Here is a 22,536-nt window from a genome sequence, read left to right as displayed (position 1 = left end):
CGACAGTTACCGCTTCAGGAACCACGTTACGGACACCGGAAAGGAGCGCTAAACCTCACCTTCATCTATCACCTGAGCTAACCTGACGCACAAACGGGTGGCTCACTTTTCGATGAAAAGCCCGGCTCAGTTTTCGGCGGAAATCAACAGTCTGCCCCTCTCACCGTCACACCACTGACGTCGCTGACCGCGGAATCCGCGGGATTCGCATTTTTGGCGTTTTGAGCGACCTTAATTGCCGTGCCTGAGTTGATTGAGCTCGTCGTGAGCGTCAGGTTTCGAACATGGAATGAATTGAAAGGGCTCGCCAGCGTGAGCGATATCCCATCAGTCGCGATCCAACTCAATTCAGTCACGTCAGATCCCGCGCCAATAATGCTGATCGAGCCCGGACCACCGGGCAACGTATAAGTGATATTTGAGCGGAACAGGTACTTTCCTGGAGGGAAGTACACGCAAGCGCGCCCAACAGGCGACGACGCAAGTAGCGAATTTAGGGCGGTCGTGTTGTCGGTGTTGCCATCTCCAATGCCGCCATACGACAAAATATTTGCACAGTCACCCAGGACAATTGGCGGAGTCGAAAAGCTGGGGTCAGAGTGCACCTTTTCCGCGAGCCTTCACGGGAAGCGCACTCTCGCCCGGTTTTGGTTACTTGTTTCAGTCACCGGCCAGGAATGGCAGCACATTGCGCAAGCTGGCTTTGGCTTCCAACAGGCGCGCCTTCACGGTGCACAACGGTATGCCAGTGATCGTGACTATGTCGTCCAAACTATGGCCTGCGGCGTAAACCAGTTCAAATACCAGACGCTGGTCGGAGGTGATGCGGGCCAGGCCATGGGTGATCCGATCTCGCAACTGGCAATTCTTCCCGGAGTTGGCCGAAGGCGTCAGATCTTGGGTGAAGTCATCTCCATCGATAAGTTCGGCACCACGTCGGTGCAGCGCGTTCAACCCCGCGCGATAGGCGATGCACATGATCGAGATGGCGACGGGGGATGCCTGTCGAAACTCGGATGCCTTTTGCCAGACGACCCAGAAGCATTCATTGATTACCTCATCGATGATTTCTGCATGTCGGGTCAGCCGATAGAGAAATACACAAAGTCTCTCGTGATAGTTGTAATAAAGCGTCGCCAACGCGTCTCGATCGCCATCGGCGATGCGCTCAAGGAGCAGCCTATCCGTGGCCTCGGTGTCCTGCTCTCGGTGCGAACGGGTCTTCATGAGTGACCTAACGCCAATACTGAAATATCCGGGGAATAGAAGCCCGTCGGCCGTATCAGCCGGTGTATGGCTCTACTTGTGATGATGGGCCGGGGTAGGGGAGTGAGCCCAAGACATCTTGCGATATGTGCGCATCTTCTTGCGATAGCGCGAAGAAGGCAAAGCATGCTTTTGTGGGGCCCGTCGCATATCGGGCGCCTCGCATTTCTGCAGAGCATATTCTGGTGATGGAGGCGAGCGCGCGCGACCATCTCAGGTTATGGTCAGATGCTTTTGTTGCTGATTTGGGTACCTCGCATCAAGCCTCCCATATCGAATAAAGATTTCGAATGGACGGCCGATACAGGCGCAGATGGCCCGCGCATCTACAGTGGCGCTGATTTAGCCGCGACGTCGCCAACTACGGACAAGCAAGGCCGCTTGCATGGAAATTTCGATGCAGGAGGCCACGCAGATATGCCGGTCAAAACGAGGGTCAGAGTGCACTTTTTCTACCAGCTTTTATGGAAGATCTGCTCTGGCCCCGCTTTCTCAGCACAACGTCAACTTCTTCATACAGCGGTCAAGATTTGCTTGGACCTGGCGCGTGCGACGGAATCACTGAATCGACAGTCGGCTCGCGAGAATTACCAAGTATGCGATTCGCGATGATGGCGAATGAGGCAACCATGTGGGTTGCTCCGAAAATGGCTTGGAAGAGGACGTAGCACTTGCTCGCGTCGTTCGCGGGCGTGAGGTCGCCGAAGCCAAGCGTTGTGAAAACGACACAAGAGAAGTACAAGGAATCGACAAAACTCAAGGATGGCTGCCTCACACCGTTAGCAGCGACGGACGCAAAGGCGTGCCAAGGGAAAGCGAGGAGGATGATAAGGAGTGCTGATAAGGCGAAAAAGACAAACGCCAGCCAAGGTTCCTCGACCTTCTTCTTCGTGTATAGGTTTGTCGCACAATCTTCGAGTAAGAACATATAGCCACAGAAGATCGCACCACAGTAAATCGCCCAAAGCCACCCACTTGCGGGGATGCCAAATTTGCCGACTCCGACGATTATTGAGACAACTATCAAGAGGCAAAGATGGCCTAAGATTCGGGGGCGGTAGCGAGGATTGGTGACTAGCTCCAAGACTTTCATTGAATTTATGGCTCTGTGAAATGGCGAAAAATGGCTTCAGGTTAAGCTCCAAGATCGAAGACAAGGCAGGAAGAAGACATGCCCGTTTTTGATCGTGCGGGAGCCTATCCCGTGGATTGGCACGCAGCAATGGTGCCTGCCGATCGCCAATTTCAACCAACGTCCTATGAAGTGAGGAAGCCGCTTTAATCCCGTTTCCCGTGTCGCCTGCACACGAGCCTGCGCATCTCACTTTCTGGCTATATACGCACCCGGCTGGCGGAGTAACCTCGCCTTGCTACGTTCCGCTGCGGAGCCTTGGCCATGAGCAATCTATTGAAGTGCGCGGTACTTGCCGGGGCTGGTGTCGCGTTCACCAGTTCATCGCTTGTCACGTCTTTTTCATCCGAAGCACGGGCCTTTGATCCTTCTCTTCTGGCTACTTCGATGTGCGGAAGCGGGGTGTCCACATGGTCGCTGACACGTCATCTGGCATTGGCCGCGGTCGTCGCCGGGCCGGTGGGGGTGGCTTCTTCGCCTATGCCGCTCTTCGCCGATCTCACTGCAGCGCATCTGCCGATCACGACGCGAAGCGAGCAGGCCAAGCGTTACTTCAATCAGGGCTTGGTCCTCACCTACGGATTCAATCACGCGGGTGCGGTGGGTTCGTTTCGCGAGGCGCAGCGGCTGGATCCAGGCTGCGCGATGTGCTGGTGGGGCGAGGCGCTCGCATTGGGACCCAATATCAATGCCCCGATGGACGACCGCGATCGGAACGCCGCCCTGGCCGCGATGGATCGGGCGCTCGCACTGCGTGCGCATGCATCGCCTCTTGAGCAGGCGCTGATCGACGCCTTGGTCCATCGCTACTCGCGCGATACGAAGGCCGATCGCGGCGAACTCGATGCGGCCTACGCCGACGCCATGCTGGCTGTCGCGCGTCGATTTCCGAGCGATGACGATGTCGCTGTGCTCGCCGCGGAAGCGGCGATGGACACCAGTCCCTGGAACTACTGGGAAGCCGACAAGCGTACGCCCGTGGGGCGTAGCGGCGAGGCCGTCGCGTTGGTCGAGAAGGTGCTCGCCCGCCATCCGGAGAACCTGCAGGCGTCTCATCTCTACATTCATCTTATGGAGAACAGCGCTGACCCACGCCGCGCCGAAGCGGCCGCGGATCGCTTGGCGCGACCGCTTGCGCCAAGCGCGGGACACCTGGTGCACATGCCAGCACATATCTATGCATTGACCGGGCGTTACGCCGATGCCATCCGTGTCAACGTTGCGGCGGCCCGATCCGACGAAGTGCTGATTCGCCGAACGGATGATCACAGTCTTGTGCGTTATGGCTACTACCCGCACAACATCCATTTCATCGTCGCGTCTGCCCAGATGGCGGGCGACATGGACACCGCGATCCGCGAGGCCGGTCGCCTGCGTACCGTGCTCGATCCGGATACGTCCGCGCGCATTGCCTGGGTGCAGGCGATCGATGCCGCCCCCTATCTGGCGATGGCGCAGTTTGCGCAACCCGAGGCGATACTCGCGATGCCACCGGCGGATGCTCGCCTTCCCTATGCGGCAGCCATGCGCCTTTACTCACGCGCAGTGGCCCATGCCGAGCGACAAGATCGTGCCGCCTTCGACCGCGAGATGTCGGCGCTTGCCGCGCTGCGCACCTCCGATGTGTTCGCGCCGATGATCGAGCAGGGTGTGCCCGCGCCCGATCTCCTGCTGCTCGCCGAAGCCGTCGCACGAGGGCGGTTTGCGCATGCCCAAGGCCGCTTCGATGAAGCAGCGAATCACTATCGGGAAGCGATCACTCTCGAGCGGAAGATCCCTTACCAGGAACCCGCGTACTGGTACTACCCGGTCAGCCAGTCGCTCGGCGCGGCTTTGTTCGAAGCCGGGCGATATGACGAGGCCAGCCAGGCATTCCAGGCGGCGTTGCGGCAAACACCGCAGAACGGCTGGGCGCTTTATGGACTGGCACAAAGCGAAGGCGCGCAGGGCCACCATAGCGAAGCGGCTGCTGCACGCGCTGCGTTTCAGCTCGCATGGCTGGGCGATCCATCCTGGCTGCGCATGGAGCGGCTCTGACGCGCGGTCGATGGCCCTGGCACCGAGCAGCACCGACTGGTGCTGCTCGAGATGCAGCTTGTCAGGCGATGGAGTAACCGCCATCCACCAGCAGCCCGTGACCCGAAACAAACGACGCGTCATCGGAAGCCAGGAACGCCACGACATTCGCCACTTCCGTCGCTGAGCCTGCACGACCGGGAACGGTCGAGGCCGCGAAGGCATCTTTCGCTTCGGCGCTCGGCCAGATGCGATCCTGGAATGGTGTGTCGATGATGCCGGGGTTGACGGCGTTGACGCGGATGCCTTGCTTGAACAGTTCGATCGAGGCGGTCTTGGTCAAGCCGAGCACGGCGTGCTTGCTGGCGATGTAGAGGGCAGCGTTGGCGAAGCCGATGACGCCACCCATCGATGCGTTGTTGATGATGACGCCGCCACCCTGCGCCAGCATGGCCTTGGCTTCGTGCTTCATCGACCAGAACACACCGCGTACGTTGGCGTTGAAGATGGTGTCGTAGGCATCGTTGGACTGTTCAACGAACGGCGTGAACTCGCCTTCGGTGCCTGCGTTGTTGAAGGCGATGTCGATGCGGCCGTAGGAGCTGATGGCCGCGGCCACCAGGTCGATCACGTCCTGCTCGACATTGATATCGGCGACAACTGCGGTGGCTTCGCTTCCTTCGCGCTTGATCTCGTCGGCCAAGGCGTCGATTTCCGACTTCCTGCGGGCGCTGACGATGACCTTGGCGCCGCGGCGGGCCAGTTCGAGGGCCGCGGCTCGGCCGATACCGGAGCTGGCGCCGGTCACCAGGGCCACTTTTCCCGCGAGCGTTTTGTTTGCGGCATGCATGTTCATGTTTGTCTCCAGAATCAGGTGTTTGGGGATGCAGGACGGGGCTTGGATGTTGTCCTTGGTCGCCATTCTGGTCACTTGAACTGCTACGATAAAGTAAGCAATATTTCCTACGGTGATGAGTGAGATTCACTAATGGAAACGACAGAACTCAGCGAACTGGCTGTCTTTGCGGCCGTGGCCCGGCACCGGAGTTTTCGCCATGCCGCCATCGAGCGCGGGACTTCGGCTTCAGCCATCAGCCACTCGATTCGGAATCTCGAAACGCGCGTGGGGATTCGCCTGTTTCATCGCACCACGCGCAGCGTCTCCCTGACTGATGCGGGGGAGATGCTTTTTTCCCGGCTCGAACCGGCTTTGACGGATATGCGCGCGGCCGTCGACGCGTTGAATTCGTTTCGCGCCACGCCGTTCGGTACGATTCGTTTGAACGTACCGAACTCACTCGCGCTGTACATCCTTCGCGATGTGATGCCGGACCTGCTCGCAAAGAATCCCGGACTAAAACTCGAAGTCGTTGCCACCGATTCCCTGGTGGATATCGTCGAGGGCGGCTTCGACGCGGGTATTCGTCCCGGTGAACGCTTGTCGCAGGACATGATCGCGGTGCGTATCAGGCCGAGCTTCCGCTTTACGGTGGTGGGGGCGCCAAGCTACTTCGAGAGAAAGCCGATTCCTCGCACCCCGCACGATTTAAGCGAGCACGACTGCGTCCGCTACGCCTTTCCCAGTGGGGCCATCTTCGGCTGGGAATTCGCCAAGGCAGGCGAAGCCATCCAGGTCGAAGTCGATGGTCCGCTGACGGTGGACAGCCAGGAGCTGATGGTCGAGGCGGCGGCACAAGGCGTGGGGCTCGCTTATGTGTGGGAGGATCGCGCTGCGCCCTATATTGCCGACGGTCGACTTCGGTACTGCCTGGAGGATTGGTGCACGACGGAGGAAAATCTGTTCCTCTACTTTCCAAGTCGCAAGCATCAGTCCGCTGGCCTGAGAGCGCTTATCGAGGCTATGAAGGCGTAGCGCTGGATTGCTGGATCGCGCGCCTGGCGGCGTGCTTGTGGAATGTCACTGAGCCTTGATGCCGATGGCAACGCACACCACCCGGAAGATCGAAGCCTTCCTTGAAGAACTCTACTCGGCGCCGACCGCCGATATGCCGCACATCTTCGATCCATGGAACGCCGTCTCGAGTGATGACATCGCTCCCGCTGCGATCGAGGGGCGTCGCGAACGCCTGCGGCTTCATCTGTCGGCCCCTGCACCGAGGCTGCTGCTGGTCGGCGAGGCGCCTGGCTATCAAGGTACGCGGATCACGGGTTGCCCGTTTACCTCCGAGGCTCTGCTGCTGGAGGACGGTGTGCCGCGCATCGGGATGTTGCACGACCGACTCACCTCGCGGCGGCTGCCTTGGCGTGAGCCGTCGTCCACCATCGTGTGGCGCGCGTTGCGTGAACAAGATTTGATGGATCACACCATCTTGTGGGGCGCCTTCCCGTGGCACCCCTACGGTGCGACGCCCTTGTCGAACCGCGCGCCAAACGAAGGCGAGAAGGCTGTCGGCGCAGTACTTTTGCGCAAACTGATCGCTGCGTTGCCTGGCGTTACCGTGGTTGCGGTGGGCAACGTCGCTGCCGATTCGCTGCGCAAACTAGGCGTGCAAGCCGACAAGATTCGCCACCCTTCCAATGGTGGCGCGACGGCGTTTCGTGCCGGACTTGCCTTGGTGGCGAAGCACCTTTGATGGCAGCTTCGACTGCGTGAATGGTTCCAGCCGTGAGTGGAGCGCGGTCGAAACCGCGCTCCACCATCACGAGGGGCGAACGCTCACCGCCCTTGTTACGAGAGGGGCGGCAAGTAGATGGGACGCGCCGCCACCAGACCTTGCTTCACCTGCACGCTGCGCTCATCGGCGAGCACTTCATCCAGGCCGGCTTCGAGTCCGTCGAGCGCGCGCTTGACGATGTCCTCGGAGGTTGATTTCGGGGCATCGAAATCGCGTGCCAGGTCGGTATCGACAAAACCCATATGCAGCGCCGTCACCTGCGTTTTCTGTCCCGCCAGTTCGAGGCGAAGGGCATTGGTGAGCGACCATGCGGCGGACTTGCTCGCCGAATAGGCGGCCATGGCGCCACTCACCCACGAGACGACCGACAGCACATTGAGCAGGGCGCCGCCGCCGTTGGCCTTGAGCACCGGCGCGAACGCTTTGCTCATGCTCAGCATGCCGTAGAAGTTGGTTTCGAAGATGCGCCGCGTGACGGCTTCGCTGTCCTCTGCAAGAAAGCCGCCGGCCTGGGCGATGCCCGCGTTGTTGATCACCAGCGTCACGTCCGAGGCCAGCTTTGCCGCAGCGGCCACGTCGTCCGGGTTGGTGACGTCCAGCCGCAGGGGCTCAACGCCGGGCTCTGTGATCGTCGCAGGGTCGCGCGCTGCGGCGTAGACCTTGCGGGCGCCGCGGGCGACCAGCTCGCGGGTGAAGACCAGGCCGAGGCCGCGATTGGCACCGGTGACAAGCACGGTGGCGTCTTTGATGTTCATAAGAAACTCCAGGGGATGGGGAATGGCAAATGGTGCCGCCTAAGGCGGATCCGGCCGTGATGAGTTTCGTGACAGTTCCAGAGGGTCCCCCCGGTTGGCCGGTCGTCCCGAGGGAGCGTTTGTTTCAAGGGCTCATCGCATGGGTGCAAAGGCTAGATCCTTTCAAAACGAGGCACTAGACGGTAAATTCGGAAGGCACCCTTTCATCTGGTGAGAGGCCGTGGACCGACTTGAAGCCATGACCGTGCTGCTGGCCGCGGTAGACGCGGGCAGCCTTTCCGCCGCCAGCCGGCAGCTGCATATGCCTCTGGCCACCGTGAGTCGCCGCGTGTCGGAATTGGAAGCGCACCTCAACGTCCGCCTCGTATTGCGCGGAGGACGAAAGCTGGTGCTGACCGATGCGGGGCGCGATTACGTCGCCGCCAGCCGGCAGATCCTGGAAGACATCGAACAAGTCGAACGCGCCGCTGCCGGCGAATACCGGGCGCCGCAGGGCGAGTTGATCATCAGTGCACCCGTGGTGATCGGACGCAATCATGTCGTCCCGGTGCTTGTCGCTTTTCTGCGCAGTGCTCCGCAGATTCGCGCGCACATCCAGCTGAGCGATCACGTCAGCCATCTGTTGGAGGAGCACGTCGATCTTGCAGTGCGCCTTGGCGCCTTGCCCGACAGCGCCTTGGTGGCCACGCGCATCGCCCTCATCAGTCGCGTGCTGTGCGCCAGCCCAGCCTATCTGCAAGCGCGTGGCGTTCCGGAAAAACCGGAGGATCTCGCCGCGCACGATTGCATCACTTACGTGGGGTACTCGGCGGCGGACATGTGGGAATTTGGTGAAGGTCAAACCGCGCGGGTGATCAAGGTGGCGTCGCGACTCAGCGTCAATTCGGCGGAAGCTGCGGTGATTGCCGCCACCGAGGATGGGGGCATCGTGCGTGTCTTGGCCGACCAGGTGGATCATCTGTTGAAAGCAGGGACCCTGGTGCGCTTGCTGCAAACCTATGAGCCTGCCCCCATGCCGCTCAGCCTGGTGTATCCAGGCCAGCGCCAAATGCCCTTGAAACTGCGTGCTTTCATCGACTTCGCCACACCGCGATTGCGGGAACGGTTCGGCTATCAACACCCCTGACACGGGTGGCAACCCGTCGGAGCCATCAAGCTTCGACCATGTCGATAGCGCGCCGTGATCGAAGAGACTGCGCAACGGACGCGAATCAATCTAGACTTGCGTGCTTCGTCCCTTGTGCTGTCCCTGGTTGCAATGAAACGTCGCTCGATCGTGTGGTGGGTGTTGCTTGGATGTGTGGTGTGTTCGTCGGCCATGGCCGCTGGTGCGCCGGCGAGACATGTGCGGCTGGGGCCGTATCGCGTCGAACGCGATGTGAGGCCAGGGCACAATAAAGTCGTGGGAACGCTGACCAATGTGGGACGTGTGCCGGTGCATTCGGCCAGGGTGAGCTTCCGCCTTTTCGACGCCAAGGGGCATGCGATCGGGCGTGCAACCGATGAGGTGCATAACCTGGCGCCAGGGCAGACGTGGAAGTTCCATGCGTCCGCGCGCGGCAACGTGAGCCGCGCCCGCCTGCTGCGTATCGAAGACCGCTAGCTTCCGCGCTGCCGATCGGACCGGGGGATTTGGAAAGTCCGCGCTCGCGGACGGCACGATAATCACGATCCCCCACACCGAGAACAACAAGGCATGGAAACGCGCTATACCGCGTCCGGCGTCCGCATGCGTCTTCATTCGTCGCGAGAAGGTTCGCTCAATTGGCTGCTGCTGCCCGGCGGCCCTGGCATTGGTTCGGAAAGCCTGCAGGAGCTGGCCGATGCCATGGCGGTGCCCGGCAGCATCTGGCTGATCGATCTTCCGGGCGATGGTTCCAATACGGCGCGTGCGGGCGACGATCCCTTTGCCCGCTGGCCGCAGGTGTTGATTGAGGCTGCAGAAGCGGTGAGCGACGCCGTTTTCGTGGGGCATTCCACCGGCGGCATGTATCTGCTGGCCACGCCGGCGTTGAGCGGCCTGGTTCGAGGCCTGGCCTTGCTCGACACCGCGCCCGACAGCGCCTGGCATGCCGAGTACGTGGCGATGACCCAGCGCGATCCGCTGCCAGCTTTCGAGCAGGCCGTCATCGCCTACGCGCAGGCCCCCACCGTCGAACACCTGACCACCTTGGCCATGTCTTCCGCCGAGTGGAACTTCACGCCTGCCGCGCTGGAGGTGGGGCGCGCACTGCTGGCTCGCATGCCCTACAACAGCGCGGCGGTGGAGTGGTCGGACGCCAACTTTGATCACACCTACCAGGCCCGCTGGTGGCCGCTCGACGTACCGGTGCTGCGCCTATGGGGTGAGAGTGACCGGATCGTGAGTCAGCGCGGATGGTCGGATGCGCGATACAACACGCCCAACGTCATGGCGGCGGCGATTCCGGACGCCGGTCATTTCCCCTGGATCGATCAACCGGCCGCCGTGACCGCAGCATTCAAGGCCTACGCCGAGCGCGTGCTCGCGGGCTGAGCTGGGCGCGGCAAACACATCGCGATCACTCGATGAATGGACCATTGGGGAAGGGCGCCACTGAGTTGCGCTCCCCTCGATCACTCCAGGAGTCGCCCATGAAAGTCGTCACCTCGCTCGCCTTGCTTGCCGTCTCCCTGTGCCCCGCACTGCTGCTTGCCCAATCGGGCGGTTGCGATGCCAAGCGCCAATCGATCGAGCAGGAAATTACCTATGCGCAGGCCCACGGCAACGCCTCGCGCGTGCAAGGGCTGCAGACCGCCTTGGCGCAGGTGAAGGCGCATTGCACGGATGCGTCGCTGCGCAGCGATGCCGAACAAAAGGTAGCCAAGGCACAGCAAAAGGCAGTTGCGCGCGATCAGGAGTTGGAGGAGGCCAGGGAGCAGGGCAAGAGCGCCGACAAGATGGCGGACCGCCAGCGCAAAGCGGACGAGGCCCACGCCCAACTCCAGCAAGCCATGATGGATGCCGAAGCGTTGCATTGACCGTCCCGGGAATGCCGCGCGCTGGGTGATACTGCCTTCTTGCCGGCCACCAGATACCATCGCCAGGCCCAGCCTGGGCAGCCGCGTTCCGGTGACGGACGCTTTCCCCGCGGCGTCGATCGATGGCTATTCCTGGTGACACTCGATGCTGAAAACGCTGGCTGTCGCGAACTATCGCTCCCTGAAATCCGTCATCGCTCCGCTTGGCTCCTTGAACCTGGTGACAGGGGCCAACGGCAGCGGCAAGTCCAATCTCTATCGTGCGCTGCACCTGCTTGCTGAAACCGCACGCGGTGGCGTCGGACACGCGTTGGCGCGCGAGGGTGGGTTGAGCTCGGCGTTGTGGGCGGGGCCGGAGCGCATATCACGACAGATGCAACATGGCGAAGTGCCGATACAAGGCGGCCCGCGTCACGAACCGGTCGGCCTGAAGCTGGGCTTCGCCGGTGATGAATTCGGTTATGCGATCGACCTGGGTCTTCCACCGCCATCCCAGGCGCCGACGGCATTCCGCCTAGATCCGGAAATCAAAAGTGAAGCGATCTGGGCAGGGCCGTTCCTGAGGTCGTCCAATATCCTGGTCGACCGCCGCGGCGCTTCGGCGCGCGTTCGGGACGGCCGTCAATGGCGTACGCTGGCCGCGCATCTCAATGTGTTCGAAAGCGTGCTCACGCAAGTTGCGGATCCCGAGCGAGCGCCGGAGATTCTGCATATGCGCGAAGCGATACGCGGCTGGCGCTTCTATGACCATTTCCGCTCGGACCGTGACGCGCCAGCGAGAAGGACGCAGCTTGGCACGCGAACTACCGTGCTCAGCCACGACGGTGCCGACTTGGCGGCGGCCTGGCAAACCATTCGCGAGATCGGCGATCGCGATGGACTCGATGCCGCGCTGGAGGATGCTTTCCCCGGTGCGGCCGTGGAGATTGCGGTCAGTGACGGTCTCTTCAGCCTGCAGTTTTCCCAGCAGGGCCTGCTGCGGCCGCTGTCCGCCCTGGAGTTGTCGGACGGGACGCTGCGCTACCTGTTGTGGATTGCTGCGTTGCATACACCCAGGCCGCCACCGTTGATGGTGTTGAACGAGCCGGAGACCAGCCTTCATCCCGATCTCCTGCCTGCGCTTGCGCGTCTGATCGCGAACGCGGCGACCCGCAGCCAGGTATGGGTGGTGTCGCATGCACCGCGTCTGATCAGCGCCCTGGCTGAGTTTCCCGCATGCGATGTGCTGGCGCTGGAGAAAGACGTCAGTCAGACGCATATCGTCGGGCAGAACGTGCTAAACGAGCCGGCCTGGCATTGGCCAGCGCGATAGCGCGCATTGAGCTTTTCGTTCGCCCCTTCCTCGCCATAATTCCTGAGATCAGTTGCTTATGACGCAAGCCTCAGTCGTCCCAATCGATGTCGCTTCGCTAGAGCGAGATTTCACTGCACTTGGCTTGCCCAAGGGGGCCGTGGTCATGGTGCATGCGTCGCTGTCGGCATTCGGTGCGGTGGACGGTGGTGCAGGGGCGGTGATCGATGCGCTGCGCCGATGCGTGGGTGACGCGGGCACCGTCGTCGTGCCGACCTTCACGCCACAGGTTGCCGATACCGCGCTGCCGTCCGTTCCCCGCGAAGCGGCCATGATCGAGCAGGCTCGCCTGCAGGTGCCCCTATACCACGCGAATTTGCGGACTCCGATGGGCGCCGTGGCCAACGCGCTGCTCGCGCATACCCATCGCCATCGAGGCAGTCATCCGCAGGCGTCGGTGGCGGCGATCGGTGCGCATGCCGAAGACATCACGAGCCACCAGTCCTTGCGCTATGCACTGGGCAAGGGCTCACCGTTCGAGCGGATGTACCAACTTGGCGCCCACATTCTGCTGCTGGGCGTGGGCCATAACCGCAACTCCTTTCTGCATTACGCCGAGTCGCTGCTGCCACATCATCGGACCAAGCTGCGTGGCTTCCCTTATCCGATGGCGGGGGAGCGTGTCTGGCTGGAAGTGCCTGATGTGGGCGATGACAACGGTCGGTATTTTCCAGGTCTTGGCGAGGCGGCTGAAGCGGCCGGACTGATCAAACGCGCGCGTATTGGGCAGGCCGATTGCCAGCTGATGCTCAGCGTACCCTTCGTCGACTTTGCCAAGGCGCGTTTGCATGAATGGCTGGCTGCAGGCCCGTGAAGCGCCGCGCCTTATTCCAGTGATGCGATTTTGTGTCACGTGGCCATTGAATGTCGGGGTTAGAATCCTCATGGTTGAGCTGCGTTCGAATCAAGGAACCTCATGAACGACTCGTCCCACCTGACCCAGCAAGCCGTTTCCATCCGGGGCATCAGCAAGACTTATAAGGGCGGCTTTCAGGCGCTGAAGGCGATCGATCTGGACATACGGCGCGGCGAAATCTTTGCCTTGCTGGGTCCCAATGGCGCGGGCAAGACCACGCTGATCAGCATCATCTGCGGCATCGTCAAACCCAGCGGCGGCGCCGTGACGGTGGATGGTCACGATGTGCTGCGCGACTATCGCGCGACGCGCTCGAAGATCGGCCTGGTGCCGCAAGAACTGTCCACCGATGCCTTTGAAACGGTGTGGGCGTCGGTGCGATTCAGCCGCGGCCTGTTCGGGCGCGAGCGGAACGACGCGCATATCGAAAAGGTGCTGCGTGCGCTGTCGCTGTGGGAAAAGAAGGACGCCAAGATCATGACCCTCACCGGGGGCATGAAGCGCCGCGTGCTGATCGCCAAGGCGCTGGCGCATGAACCCAGCATCCTGTTCCTGGACGAACCCACGGCCGGCGTCGATGTGGAGCTGCGCCACGACATGTGGCAGATGGTGCGCGGACTGCGCGAAACTGGCGTCACGGTGATCCTGACCACGCACTACATCGAAGAAGCCGAGGAAATGGCCGACCGCGTGGGCGTGATCACGCGCGGCGAACTCATCCTGGTGGAAGAAAAGGATGTACTGATGCGCAAGCTGGGCAAGAAGCAGCTTTCCATCACGTTGCAGACGCCCATGCAGGCACTGCCTGAGGGAATGGACGCCACCGGTCTGGCCCTGGCCGACGACGGCGCCACGCTGATCTACACGTTCGACGCCCAGAGCGAAGACACCGGCATTGCCGAACTGCTGCGCAAGCTGGCCGAGCGCGGCGTGGATTTCAAGGATCTGCATACATTGGAAAGTTCGCTCGAAGACATCTTTGTGAGCCTAGTGCGGGGTGCGCCATGAATCTTCCCGCGATCCGCGCCATCTACCGCTTCGAGATGGCCCGCACGTTCCGCACCCTGACGCAGAGCATCGTGTCGCCGGTGTTGTCGACGTCGCTGTACTTCATCGTGTTCGGCACCGCGATCGGTTCGCGCATGGGCGAGATCGGCGGCACCAGCTACGGCGCCTTCATCATTCCGGGCCTGATCATGTTGTCGCTGCTCAACGAGAGCATTTCCAACGCCTCGTTCGGCATCTACCTGCCCAAGTGGTCGGGCACCATCTACGAGTTGCTTTCCGCACCGGTGTCGGCGCTGGAGGCGATCCTGGGCTATGTCGGCGCGGCCGCTTCCAAGTCGGTGATGCTCGGTCTGCTGATCCTGGTGACGGCGCGTTTCTTCGTGCCGTACAGCATCCTGCATCCGGGCTGGATGATCGTGTTCCTGCTGCTGACGGCGGTGACCTTCAGCCTGTTCGGTTTCATCATCGGCCTGTGGGCGGATGATTTCCAGAAACTGCAGGTGATCCCGTTGATGGTGGTGACGCCGCTTACCTTCCTCGGCGGCGCGTTCTATTCCATCGGCATGCTGCCGCCGTTCTGGCAGAAGGTCGCGTTGTTCAACCCGGTGGTTTATCTGATCAGCGGCTTCCGCTGGAGCTTCTACGGTCACTCGGACGTCAACGTGGTGCTGAGCGCAGGCATGACCCTGGGCTTCCTGCTGGTGTGCGCGGTGGCGGTGGCCTGGATCTTCCGCACCGGGTACAAGCTGCGTTCCTGAGTCGACTCCGGGGCGGCCCGTCGCCCCGGGGCGCTGAAAGTTTCCCTCGCCTTGGCCATGACGTCCGGGCCATTGCGCCGCCTCGGCTGCCATGTATACAGTGTATACATGAGTCGCCTGACCACCGCCGAGAAAATCCTCCGGGCCGCGCACAAGCTGTTCGATCGCGAAGGCGCCGACGCCGTCACCATGCGCCGCGTCGCCGAGGCGGTGGGTATCACGCCGATGGCCATTTATCGGCACTTTCCCACCCGCGATGCACTGCTCAAGCAGCTGTCCGACGACAGCTTCAAGGCCGTCGCGCATGAGTGGGAAGCGCATCGCGGCCAGAGTCGCGATGTGATGAAGCGCCTGATGGCACTGGCGGCGCCTTATCTGGATTACGCGTTGGCGCATCCACACCTGTTCGATCACGCCTTCTCCGTGCACCGCGACGACGCCCGGCGCTATCCCGAGGATTTCCGCGCGGGCCGTTCGCCGACCTTCAATGTCGTGGTCGACACGGTGATCGAAGGGATGGCCAAGGGCGTGCTCAAGCAAGACGACCCGCACGATGTCGCCATGGCCCTCTGGGCGCAGCAGCACGGGCTGGTCGCCCTTTATCGCGCCGGTCGTTTCAGTTTGGACGAGGCGGCGTTCCGTGCTTTCTATCTGCAATCGATGGAGAGGTTGATCCATGGCATCAAGGCTTGATGGTTCCACTCTTCTGACCTGGATTGGGGCCACGGCCCTGGCTGCGCTGTGCTGGTGGTTCGGCAGCGGCGTGCAACCGCTGTGGTGGTTCACCTGGCTGGCGCCGCTGCCGGTGCTGTGGCTCGCGCCAAGGGTGCGTGCGCCGATGGCGTCGCTCGCCGCTTTCGCGGCCTTTGCCATCGGTGGCTTCAACCAATGGGACTACCTGCATCACTACATCGGTCTGCCGTTGCCGTTCATTGCGTATGCCATCGGCATGCCGGGCGTGGCGCTGGCTGTGTGCGTGCTGCTCTTTCGTCGATTGCTGCTGCGCGGACGTGCCATGCTGGCGACGCTGGCGGTACCGACCGCCTGGGTCGCCATCGAATACGTCAGCAGCCTGCTTTCGCCGCACGGCACTTTCGGCAGCATCGGCTACACCCAGATGGATGCCTTGCCTATCCTCCAGGTGGCCGCTGTCGCTGGCCTCTGGGGCATCAGTTTCCTGGTTGTGCTCGTGCCCACCGCCATCGCCGTGTTGCTGACGTCGCGGATCGCAACGCGTGACCGCTTGACCGTGGCGGTGTCGACCACCATCGTGCTCGCCGTATCGCTTGCCTATGGCGGCTGGCGGCTGCAGGCGCCAGCCGTGTCCACGATGCGCATCGGCCTGGTGTCGCTGGAAAAGCCCATCCGTCCTGCCTTGGCGGATGCCGACGGCCAGGCCTTGCAGGCGCGCTATGTCGATGCCCTGGGTCGTCTCGCGGACCAGGGTGCACATCTCGTGCTGATACCCGAAACCTCGTTCGCCACGCCCGATGCCAATGTTCCCGCGCTGGCGCAGCTGGCGTCGCAGCGTGACATCACCGTGGCGGCCGGCATCGACTTCAAGGGCGAAGCGAACGCCGAACGCAACATGCTGGCGGTGTTTCAACCCGCCGCCACATCGCCGGCAACGTACAGCAAGCATCACCTGATACCAGGCCTCGAGCGGCAGTACACGCCGGGCGACAGCTACACCATGCTTGGCGGCGATCGGCGCATCGGCCTGGCAGTGTGCAAGGACATGGACTTCCACGACATCGGCCGCGCCTATGCCGCGCGCAATGCGCAACTGCTGCTGGTGCCTGCGTGGGATTTCAGCATCGATGGCTGGCTGCACGGGCGCATGGCCATCATGCGCGGCGTGGAAAGCGGCTTCGCGGTGGCGCGCGCTCCCCGTTCCGGCCGGCTCACCTTGAGCGACGACCGCGGTCGAGTGGTCGCCGAAGCGTCCAGCGAAAAGCACGATGCCGAACTGGTCGGCGAGCTGCCGCTGCGTGAAACGCGCACGCTCTACGGCCGGTGGGGCGACTGGTTTGCCTGGCTCAATCTGCTGGGCCTGGCCGCGTGCCTCGCATTCGCACTGCGGCCGTCGGTGACGCAGCGATGAAACACTATGCGCTGCTTCCGGGCTGGTAGCCGTGACACGCTGCGGACCATCAACTGGTCCGCGTAAAGTTGCGCAGTCGCGAGCTGCACCGTATCTGCCTGCAGGCGAACCTTGCCCGTCGCCTGGGCGGCGAATATCAGGCTCGCCTTGTCCTGCAGGAAGTTGCGTTTTTGCGCTGGAATCTGCCTCTGCTTTCTGGCCTATAGCGGAGGTTGCGGCGCTTCCGCGACGACGTTAATCCGCGACGGCGTACGCGCTCTTGTGACGCAGCGAAGGGCAGGCCGGTGGATGCCCGCCCGGGCCGCGGCACACCACGATGGCTGAAGCCGCAGCGTGCGCCGCCCGATCGAACACGTGGCTCCTGCCGTAGTCCGGCGGCGTCATGCCGAGTCGAAAGAGCATCTCGCGCATCACATGCACCTTGGCGTTCCGGCGCGTGGCGTCGGTGTTATAGGTGAAGCTGATGGTGGTGGAGGATTCGTCGCTGGTCTCCACCATGTGCGGACTGGTGAGCGGCATATACACGCCCATGCCAGGCCCCAACCGGAATACGTGGGCGCGCTGGCGGAACTCCTCGCTCCACAGCGTGCGGCTCAAATCGTGGCGCATGTGGAAGCAATCGCGCGCACGGTCGCTGCATACGGCAGTGTCATCGGCGTCCCAGACGTAGACGGTCTTGGTGCCGCGCACCTGCAAGAGCAGCACGTGGCTGCGATCGATGTGGAAGGGCGTGGCCGTGTTGGGCGAGGCGGAGAAGATCCAGCCAGCGCGGTAGTAGAGCCCGGGATCCTTGCGCTCGATCTGCGCTTTGATCGAATTGATCACCACGTCTACCAGTTCGCGATAGAGCGGGTCCGCCTGGATATGGCGCAGCAGCACCCAAGCCTTGGCCGCGCTGATGTCGCGCAGCGAATCGACTGCCGACCTGGCGGTGGGGAACAGACTGGCAGCGTCGTCGAAATCCGTGCCCGCCGTGACATCGCTGTTGAATGCGTACCAGCGCTTCGTGCCGCGACAGCGCTTGCCCAGTTCCACCAGTTGCTCGGTCTGCAACAGCGGATGCTCGGTCAGGCCGTGCTTCAGCGGCTGGATGCGCCAAGGATCGAACGCATCCCAATCCATCTCGATAACCGGTTTTGTGCTTTCACTCATAGCGGACCCCCAACCCTTGCGATCGCATGCGTCGCGTGTGATGTGTGGCCCCTGTGATAAGTATTTATACGCTGAGGTGTTGCCAGCGAGCAGACGTCTAAACGCAATACGCCGTGAAAGAAACTACGCTTTGATCTGCAGCGATGCGCGACATCGCAAGAGTTTGCAATCGATCAGTGGTCGATTGTGTGGGCGAAAATAATCTCGCTGCGCATTGAAACGAAGCGCGTGGCGCGCGACAAATAATCGCTGTTTGGCGCGCTAAAAGTGCGGCTTACGCGTATCTGTCGATAAGCGTCGCTGATACAACTGTGCGTCACTTGTGCTTGCGCCGGTGACTCGCGATCAGCTTGTGCGCGACTTCGCCTTGGCGCGTTTGCGGGTGCTTGGCGCACGGGTGGCATCACTCGCCGTCGGTGCGTTTGCGTTGATCTGTTCGATCCACGACAAACTGTCCGCGTACGAGAGGAATTGTTCGAGATACCCCGGCGACAGTTCGCGCATCAGGGCGATGGATCGATGCACCAGTGCACCGGAGTTCAAGGGGCCTGCATTCTCCGGCACTTGCTCCAGCGACTGCCGCATCTGGCTGCTGGTGCGCAGCGTGGACCAGAGCTTTTTGAACTGATCGAGGATGTCCAGCGTGGGATAGCTGGCGCTTGGCAGTGCTTCCCGCGTGTCGGCGTGCTCCAGGCGCGCCGCTACGCCCGCTTCGATGTGGGCGAGCAGTTCAGTCAGTGCACTCGGTGGCGTTTCGGCGGTATTTGCGCCAAAGGCCGCGTCGCCCAGTTCGCGCGCATACGCATTGATCAACTCGTCAAGGCGAGCATCGAGGATGCGCCGCGCGTCGCCTTCGTGCCTGGACGCTCGCGCGGCCAGCGCTTGCATCACATGAAAGCGCATGGGATCGAGCCGGTCGGCGCCTTGTTCACGCCACGCAGCGAGCGTGGCTTGAGCCGTCGCGGCATCAAGGCTCATGGGCAACCACGTTGGCATTCGACGGTCGCGGCATCGGCGCCATTTCCACGCGGCGATTCTTGGCACGGCCTTCGTCGTTCGCGTTGGTGCTCACCGGCTGCTCCGCGCCGAAAGCGGCGGCGAATACCGATGACGCAGGCACGCCTTCGGCGATCAAGGCGCGCGTGACGGTCAGCGCGCGCTCGGCCGACAGTTCCCAGTTATCGGCAAACTGCTTATTGCCGTCGCGCACCTGGCGGTCGTCGGTGAAGCCGCTGACCATCAGGATCTCGTCGCGCGATTTCAGATAGCCAGCCAGCGGACCGGCAAGACTCTTCAACACCTCGCGGCCTTCCGGCTGCAGCTGGTCGGAGTTCAAGGCGAACAACACGCTGCCACGAATGCCGATGCGCCCATTGACCAGGGTCACGCGGCCCGCGGCCAACGGCCCGGCCAAGGCCTGTTCCAGCGTCTGGCGACGCTGCGCTTCGGCCTGGCGCTGCTTGACCTCTTCATCCAGTTGGCTCGACAGCTGCAACTGCATGCCGATCACGCCAACCAGGATCAACACGAACGCGCCCAGCAATACCGACATCAGGTCGCCGAACGCGGCCCAGATCGTGGCGCTCGATTCGGATTCGCCTTCCAGCTCGTCGATCATGCCGGTTCGGCCTCGATCGCGGCGCGCTGGCTGGCCATCTGCTGCATGTCCTCGATGATCTGCTTCTGCGACAGCATGCTCAGGTCGACGACTTCCCTGGCCTGGGCAACGTAATAGGCCAGCTGCTCGTCGCTGCGCGCGACCGATTTATCCAGCGCGGCAGCGATCAGTTCCAGGCGCTCCATCAGCGCTTCATTGGAGTGGCCAAACGACTGCACCGCCGCGCCAAACGCATCGCCCAGGCTCGCCACTTCGACGGCGCTGCCGGTGACCTGCGCGGCCACGGCGTTGAGCTTGCCGGTCTCCGCTTGGATATGGTCGGTGAAGCGCGTGCTGACGCGCTCAAGCAGGTCAGCCGAAGTGACCACCAGTGCATCCACGGCGGTGCGCTGCTCGGTGGAGGCGTGGTTCACGGCATCGAGCAGCGTCTCCAGCGTGGCCAGCAGGCGGCTGCGTTCTTCCAGCATGGCGGTGTCGCGCACCATGCTTTCGGAGAGCTTCTGGCGCAGCTCGGCGACGACTTCGGCGGCAGCCTTGGGCGCTTCGGAGGCGGCCTCCACCAGGCGGGAGATCTCGGCGATGGTGGCGCTGGCGTGCGACTGCGTCTGTGCCGAGATATCGGCGGCGGTGCGAGCCAGTGCGTCGCAGACAGTCTGCTGCTGGCTTGCGGCGTGTTCGCTTGCCTGCGCCCACTGCGTGCCCAGCGTGTCCGTCATCGCGCCAAGCGCCTGCGACCATGCGGCCAGGCGTTCGTGGTCGCGCGATTCCAGCGTGGCCTGCAGCTGTGCATGCGACTGCTGCATCAGTTCGACCAGCGACGCCGCGCGTTGCTCGAAGCTTGCCGCAGCCGAGTCCCATGCCTGTTGATTGCGCGCGGCGAGTTCGCCATGGGCGTCCTGCTGCTGCGACAGCGCCTGCTTCCAGGCATCGGCGACGCCGCTGGTGGTGGCTTCCAGCCGTGTGGAGACGTTGTCCAGCAGGCCGGCCGAGCGTTGTTCGAAGGTGTCGGTGAATTGCTGCAGCGTGCCGCGCAGGTCGCGAGTCAGCGCTTCATTGGTCCCGCGATGTTCCGCCAGCGCGGCGCGCCACAGCTCAGCGACCGTCGTGGTGGTCGTCTCCATGCCGCGGGTCAGCGCCTGCAGCTGCTGCTGCACGGCCTGATTCACTTGATCGTGCAGCGATGCCGTTTCGCGCGCGATGCCGTCCATGGTGGCCGTCATGATGGGCTGCAATGCCGACGAAGCGGCACGGGCGCTCTCACTCACGCTGTCCTTCAGCGACGTTTCCACCGAAGCGGCGAGGCGGGTGTAGCTCGCTTCGGTACGCGCGTGGAACGCCTCCTGGCCGATCATCTGGCGCTCGTTCGCGGCGACGCTCTGCTGCTCGATGGTCGCCATCATCGTCTGCAGACGATCGACCAGGGTCGGCATCAGTTCGGTCTGTTGCTGCAGCAGCTTGAAAGCCTGCTCGCGCTGATGGCTCTGCGAGTACACGCGCAGCGTGGTGGCGATCTTTGCGTCAAGCAGCTGCACCGCATGCTGGCGCTCGCGGCGGCACAGCGCGGAGAGCAGGCCGAGCATGGCCGAGCTGGCCACGCCGGCGATGGAGGTGCCAAACGCAAAGCCCAGTCCCTTCACCGGCGCGGCGAGCGAGCCGCGGATGGCCTGCAGATCGGTGGCGCTTTCCAGCGCGATGCCGGTGCCGCGCAGCGTCGCCATCATGCCCAGCAGGGTGCCGAGCATGCCCAGCAGCACCAGCAGGCCGACCAGGTACGGCGTGAGCGAGGGCACGGGCATCGCCACGCGCTCGCCTTCGACGCGCAGGCGCGTCGTGTTGCGCACGCTCGGATGCAGGCTGTCGAGCCATTCGGCGAGACTGGCCGGAGCCGTGGACAGCGCCGTCACCGCCTGCGTCAACGTGGAGGTGGCCTGGCGATAGCGATGCAGCTCCAGCGCACCGGCGAGATAGCACAAGCCAATCAAACCTGCGACGGCAGCGCCCAGCGGATTGGAGCCGATGTAACCGGCGCCGATCCAGCACACCGCGACAAGGCCGGCAACGAACACGGCGAGATGAAGAAGATTTCTGAACATGACTACCCAATTAGCTGGTGCGAAGCGCTGCAAGCAAGCCTTCGACCGGTTGAAAACGAACGTCCAGTTCGGCGAGCAACACGCTCTGCATATCCCTGCGAAACACGTCCAGCCAGGCGCCGCGGATCACCGCGGCGGTGTTCTCTGCGGCCTGCGCATCGTCGAGCGATCTGCTCTCGGCGTCGCGCAGGCGATCAAAATGTTTTCCCAGTACCGCAGGCACCGCAGCCAACAGCATTTGTTCGCGTGGACTGAGGGCCTGCTCCATCACCGCATCCACCGCGGCGAGTCGGGCCATGTCATGGCTCCTTTGCGCGAGCATGTCGCGCAGTCGGCCGCGGAGATGGCCGGTGGTGGCCTGCATCTTTCGCTGCAGGGCGAAGTAGCGTTGGCGAAACACGGCGTAGTCGACCACTTCGTCCGCCGACTGTCGTTCGGTGAACGCCTTGTCGCCGGCAATCGTCTGCGCCAGCGACGCGCGTGCACGCGCGCACTCCTCATCGTCCGCGCTGCCGAAAGAGAGGGTGTCGCCGCCGTCTACGGAAGGCTGGCCATCCAGCACCGTGGACAAGGCCAGCGCATGCGTCCAGTCGAGCCAATGGCTCAGCCGGTCCGAAAGCGACTGTTTGGATTGGGCGACGTCAACGTCCGTCAGGCGTGCAAGCAGGCGAATGAACGTTGGGCCACGGACTGTCGTCCAAGGAGAGGCTGACACCATCAACTACTGGCAATAAAACCGTCATTTTACACGGTAAGCCGACCCGGGCGCCTGCCGGGCGATGCCGGCATCC

At 62.6% G+C, this 22,536-nt stretch carries 23 protein-coding genes; 13 read left to right on the top strand and 10 right to left on the bottom strand.

Features of this window, described 5'->3' with window-relative positions:
* Positions 1 to 143: 143 nt before the first annotated feature.
* From AC1DMY_RS20230 to AC1DMY_RS20220, 3 genes are all read right to left on the bottom strand, one after another.
* A complete protein-coding gene (locus AC1DMY_RS20230; protein WP_477166651.1) occupies positions 144 to 605 on the bottom strand; it encodes a glycosyl hydrolase family 28-related protein in 462 nt (153 codons plus the stop codon).
* Between the two features lie 55 nt (positions 606 to 660).
* Positions 661 to 1,227 carry an RNA polymerase sigma factor gene (locus AC1DMY_RS20225; RefSeq protein ID WP_477166650.1) on the bottom strand — a complete coding sequence of 189 codons (567 nt, stop codon included), beginning with the start codon at positions 1,225 to 1,227 and terminating at the stop codon, positions 661 to 663.
* 562 nt (positions 1,228 to 1,789) lie between these two features.
* A complete protein-coding gene (locus tag AC1DMY_RS20220; RefSeq protein ID WP_477166649.1) occupies positions 1,790 to 2,194 on the bottom strand; it encodes a potassium channel family protein in 405 nt (134 codons plus the stop codon).
* Between the two features lie 684 nt (positions 2,195 to 2,878).
* On the opposite strand from AC1DMY_RS20220, the gene AC1DMY_RS20215 reads away from it, so the two are divergent.
* A complete protein-coding gene (locus AC1DMY_RS20215) occupies positions 2,879 to 4,435 on the top strand; it encodes a tetratricopeptide repeat protein (protein ID WP_477166648.1) in 1,557 nt (518 codons plus the stop codon).
* A gap of 61 nt (positions 4,436 to 4,496) precedes the next feature.
* On the opposite strand, the gene AC1DMY_RS20210 is transcribed toward AC1DMY_RS20215, so the two are convergent.
* Positions 4,497 to 5,270, bottom strand: a complete 774-nt coding sequence (locus AC1DMY_RS20210; protein WP_477166647.1) for an SDR family NAD(P)-dependent oxidoreductase — start codon at positions 5,268 to 5,270, stop codon at positions 4,497 to 4,499.
* Positions 5,271 to 5,402: 132 nt separating this feature from the next.
* Between AC1DMY_RS20210 and AC1DMY_RS20205 the strand changes: the two genes are divergently transcribed.
* Together AC1DMY_RS20205 and AC1DMY_RS20200 are read left to right on the top strand one after the other, a co-directional pair.
* The gene (locus AC1DMY_RS20205; RefSeq protein ID WP_477166646.1) at positions 5,403 to 6,287 is read left to right on the top strand and encodes a LysR family transcriptional regulator; all 885 of its coding nucleotides are present in this window, start codon (positions 5,403 to 5,405) and stop codon (positions 6,285 to 6,287) included.
* 64 nt (positions 6,288 to 6,351) lie between these two features.
* Complete coding sequence (locus AC1DMY_RS20200) at positions 6,352 to 7,008, top strand: uracil-DNA glycosylase (protein WP_477166645.1); 657 nt, start codon at positions 6,352 to 6,354, stop codon at positions 7,006 to 7,008.
* 95 nt (positions 7,009 to 7,103) lie between these two features.
* On the opposite strand, the gene AC1DMY_RS20195 is transcribed toward AC1DMY_RS20200, so the two are convergent.
* Complete coding sequence (locus AC1DMY_RS20195) at positions 7,104 to 7,805, bottom strand: SDR family oxidoreductase (RefSeq protein ID WP_477166644.1); 702 nt, start codon at positions 7,803 to 7,805, stop codon at positions 7,104 to 7,106.
* A gap of 220 nt (positions 7,806 to 8,025) precedes the next feature.
* On the opposite strand from AC1DMY_RS20195, the gene AC1DMY_RS20190 reads away from it, so the two are divergent.
* The 10 genes from AC1DMY_RS20190 (at position 8,026) to AC1DMY_RS20145 (ending at position 16,882) form a co-directional block, all read left to right on the top strand.
* A complete protein-coding gene (locus tag AC1DMY_RS20190) occupies positions 8,026 to 8,931 on the top strand; it encodes a LysR family transcriptional regulator (protein ID WP_477166643.1) in 906 nt (301 codons plus the stop codon).
* A gap of 132 nt (positions 8,932 to 9,063) precedes the next feature.
* Positions 9,064 to 9,408, top strand: a complete 345-nt coding sequence (locus AC1DMY_RS20185; protein ID WP_477166642.1) for an FxLYD domain-containing protein — start codon at positions 9,064 to 9,066, stop codon at positions 9,406 to 9,408.
* 93 nt (positions 9,409 to 9,501) lie between these two features.
* The gene (locus AC1DMY_RS20180; RefSeq protein ID WP_477166641.1) at positions 9,502 to 10,320 is read left to right on the top strand and encodes an alpha/beta fold hydrolase; all 819 of its coding nucleotides are present in this window, start codon (positions 9,502 to 9,504) and stop codon (positions 10,318 to 10,320) included.
* Positions 10,321 to 10,418: 98 nt separating this feature from the next.
* The gene (locus tag AC1DMY_RS20175) at positions 10,419 to 10,805 is read left to right on the top strand and encodes a DUF1090 domain-containing protein (protein ID WP_477166640.1); all 387 of its coding nucleotides are present in this window, start codon (positions 10,419 to 10,421) and stop codon (positions 10,803 to 10,805) included.
* 145 nt (positions 10,806 to 10,950) lie between these two features.
* Positions 10,951 to 12,117 (top strand): AAA family ATPase, encoded by a 1,167-nt coding sequence (locus AC1DMY_RS20170; RefSeq protein WP_477166639.1) that lies wholly within the window; start codon positions 10,951 to 10,953, stop codon positions 12,115 to 12,117.
* A 145-nt stretch (positions 12,118 to 12,262) separates the two neighbouring features.
* Positions 12,263 to 12,970, top strand: a complete 708-nt coding sequence (locus AC1DMY_RS20165) for an AAC(3) family N-acetyltransferase (protein ID WP_477166638.1) — start codon at positions 12,263 to 12,265, stop codon at positions 12,968 to 12,970.
* A 102-nt stretch (positions 12,971 to 13,072) separates the two neighbouring features.
* A complete protein-coding gene (locus AC1DMY_RS20160) occupies positions 13,073 to 14,020 on the top strand; it encodes an ABC transporter ATP-binding protein (protein WP_477166637.1) in 948 nt (315 codons plus the stop codon).
* Positions 14,017 to 14,778, top strand: coding sequence for an ABC transporter permease (locus tag AC1DMY_RS20155; RefSeq protein WP_477166636.1), 762 nt, complete (start codon positions 14,017 to 14,019; stop codon positions 14,776 to 14,778). The genes AC1DMY_RS20160 and AC1DMY_RS20155 overlap by 4 nt, the downstream gene beginning before the upstream one ends.
* A 108-nt stretch (positions 14,779 to 14,886) precedes the next feature.
* The gene (locus AC1DMY_RS20150) at positions 14,887 to 15,471 is read left to right on the top strand and encodes a TetR/AcrR family transcriptional regulator (RefSeq protein WP_477166635.1); all 585 of its coding nucleotides are present in this window, start codon (positions 14,887 to 14,889) and stop codon (positions 15,469 to 15,471) included.
* On the top strand, positions 15,455 to 16,882 hold the full coding sequence (locus AC1DMY_RS20145) for a nitrilase-related carbon-nitrogen hydrolase (protein ID WP_477166634.1): 1,428 nt from the start codon (positions 15,455 to 15,457) through the stop codon (positions 16,880 to 16,882). The genes AC1DMY_RS20150 and AC1DMY_RS20145 overlap by 17 nt, the downstream gene beginning before the upstream one ends.
* Before the next feature lie 234 nt (positions 16,883 to 17,116).
* Here the strand turns inward: AC1DMY_RS20145 and AC1DMY_RS20140 are convergent, their stop codons facing one another.
* The 5 genes from AC1DMY_RS20140 to AC1DMY_RS20120 all read right to left on the bottom strand — a co-directional run bounded on the left by AC1DMY_RS20140 (position 17,117) and on the right by AC1DMY_RS20120 (position 22,463).
* Positions 17,117 to 18,034 carry a JmjC domain-containing protein gene (locus AC1DMY_RS20140; protein ID WP_477166633.1) on the bottom strand — a complete coding sequence of 306 codons (918 nt, stop codon included), beginning with the start codon at positions 18,032 to 18,034 and terminating at the stop codon, positions 17,117 to 17,119.
* Positions 18,035 to 18,379: 345 nt separating this feature from the next.
* Positions 18,380 to 19,012, bottom strand: a complete 633-nt coding sequence (locus AC1DMY_RS20135) for a DUF2894 domain-containing protein (RefSeq protein WP_477166632.1) — start codon at positions 19,010 to 19,012, stop codon at positions 18,380 to 18,382.
* Positions 19,002 to 19,652 carry an OmpA family protein gene (locus AC1DMY_RS20130; RefSeq protein WP_477166631.1) on the bottom strand — a complete coding sequence of 217 codons (651 nt, stop codon included), beginning with the start codon at positions 19,650 to 19,652 and terminating at the stop codon, positions 19,002 to 19,004. Before AC1DMY_RS20130 ends, AC1DMY_RS20135 begins: the two co-directional genes overlap by 11 nt.
* The gene (locus AC1DMY_RS20125; RefSeq protein WP_477166630.1) at positions 19,649 to 21,745 is read right to left on the bottom strand and encodes a DUF802 domain-containing protein; all 2,097 of its coding nucleotides are present in this window, start codon (positions 21,743 to 21,745) and stop codon (positions 19,649 to 19,651) included. Before AC1DMY_RS20125 ends, AC1DMY_RS20130 begins: the two co-directional genes overlap by 4 nt.
* 10 nt (positions 21,746 to 21,755) lie before the next feature.
* The gene (locus AC1DMY_RS20120; protein ID WP_477166629.1) at positions 21,756 to 22,463 is read right to left on the bottom strand and encodes a DUF3348 domain-containing protein; all 708 of its coding nucleotides are present in this window, start codon (positions 22,461 to 22,463) and stop codon (positions 21,756 to 21,758) included.
* Positions 22,464 to 22,536 lie beyond the last annotated feature (73 nt).

Source organism: Dyella sp. 01L423 (assembly GCF_056399945.1).
This window is presented reverse-complemented; position numbering and strand designations above follow the sequence as displayed.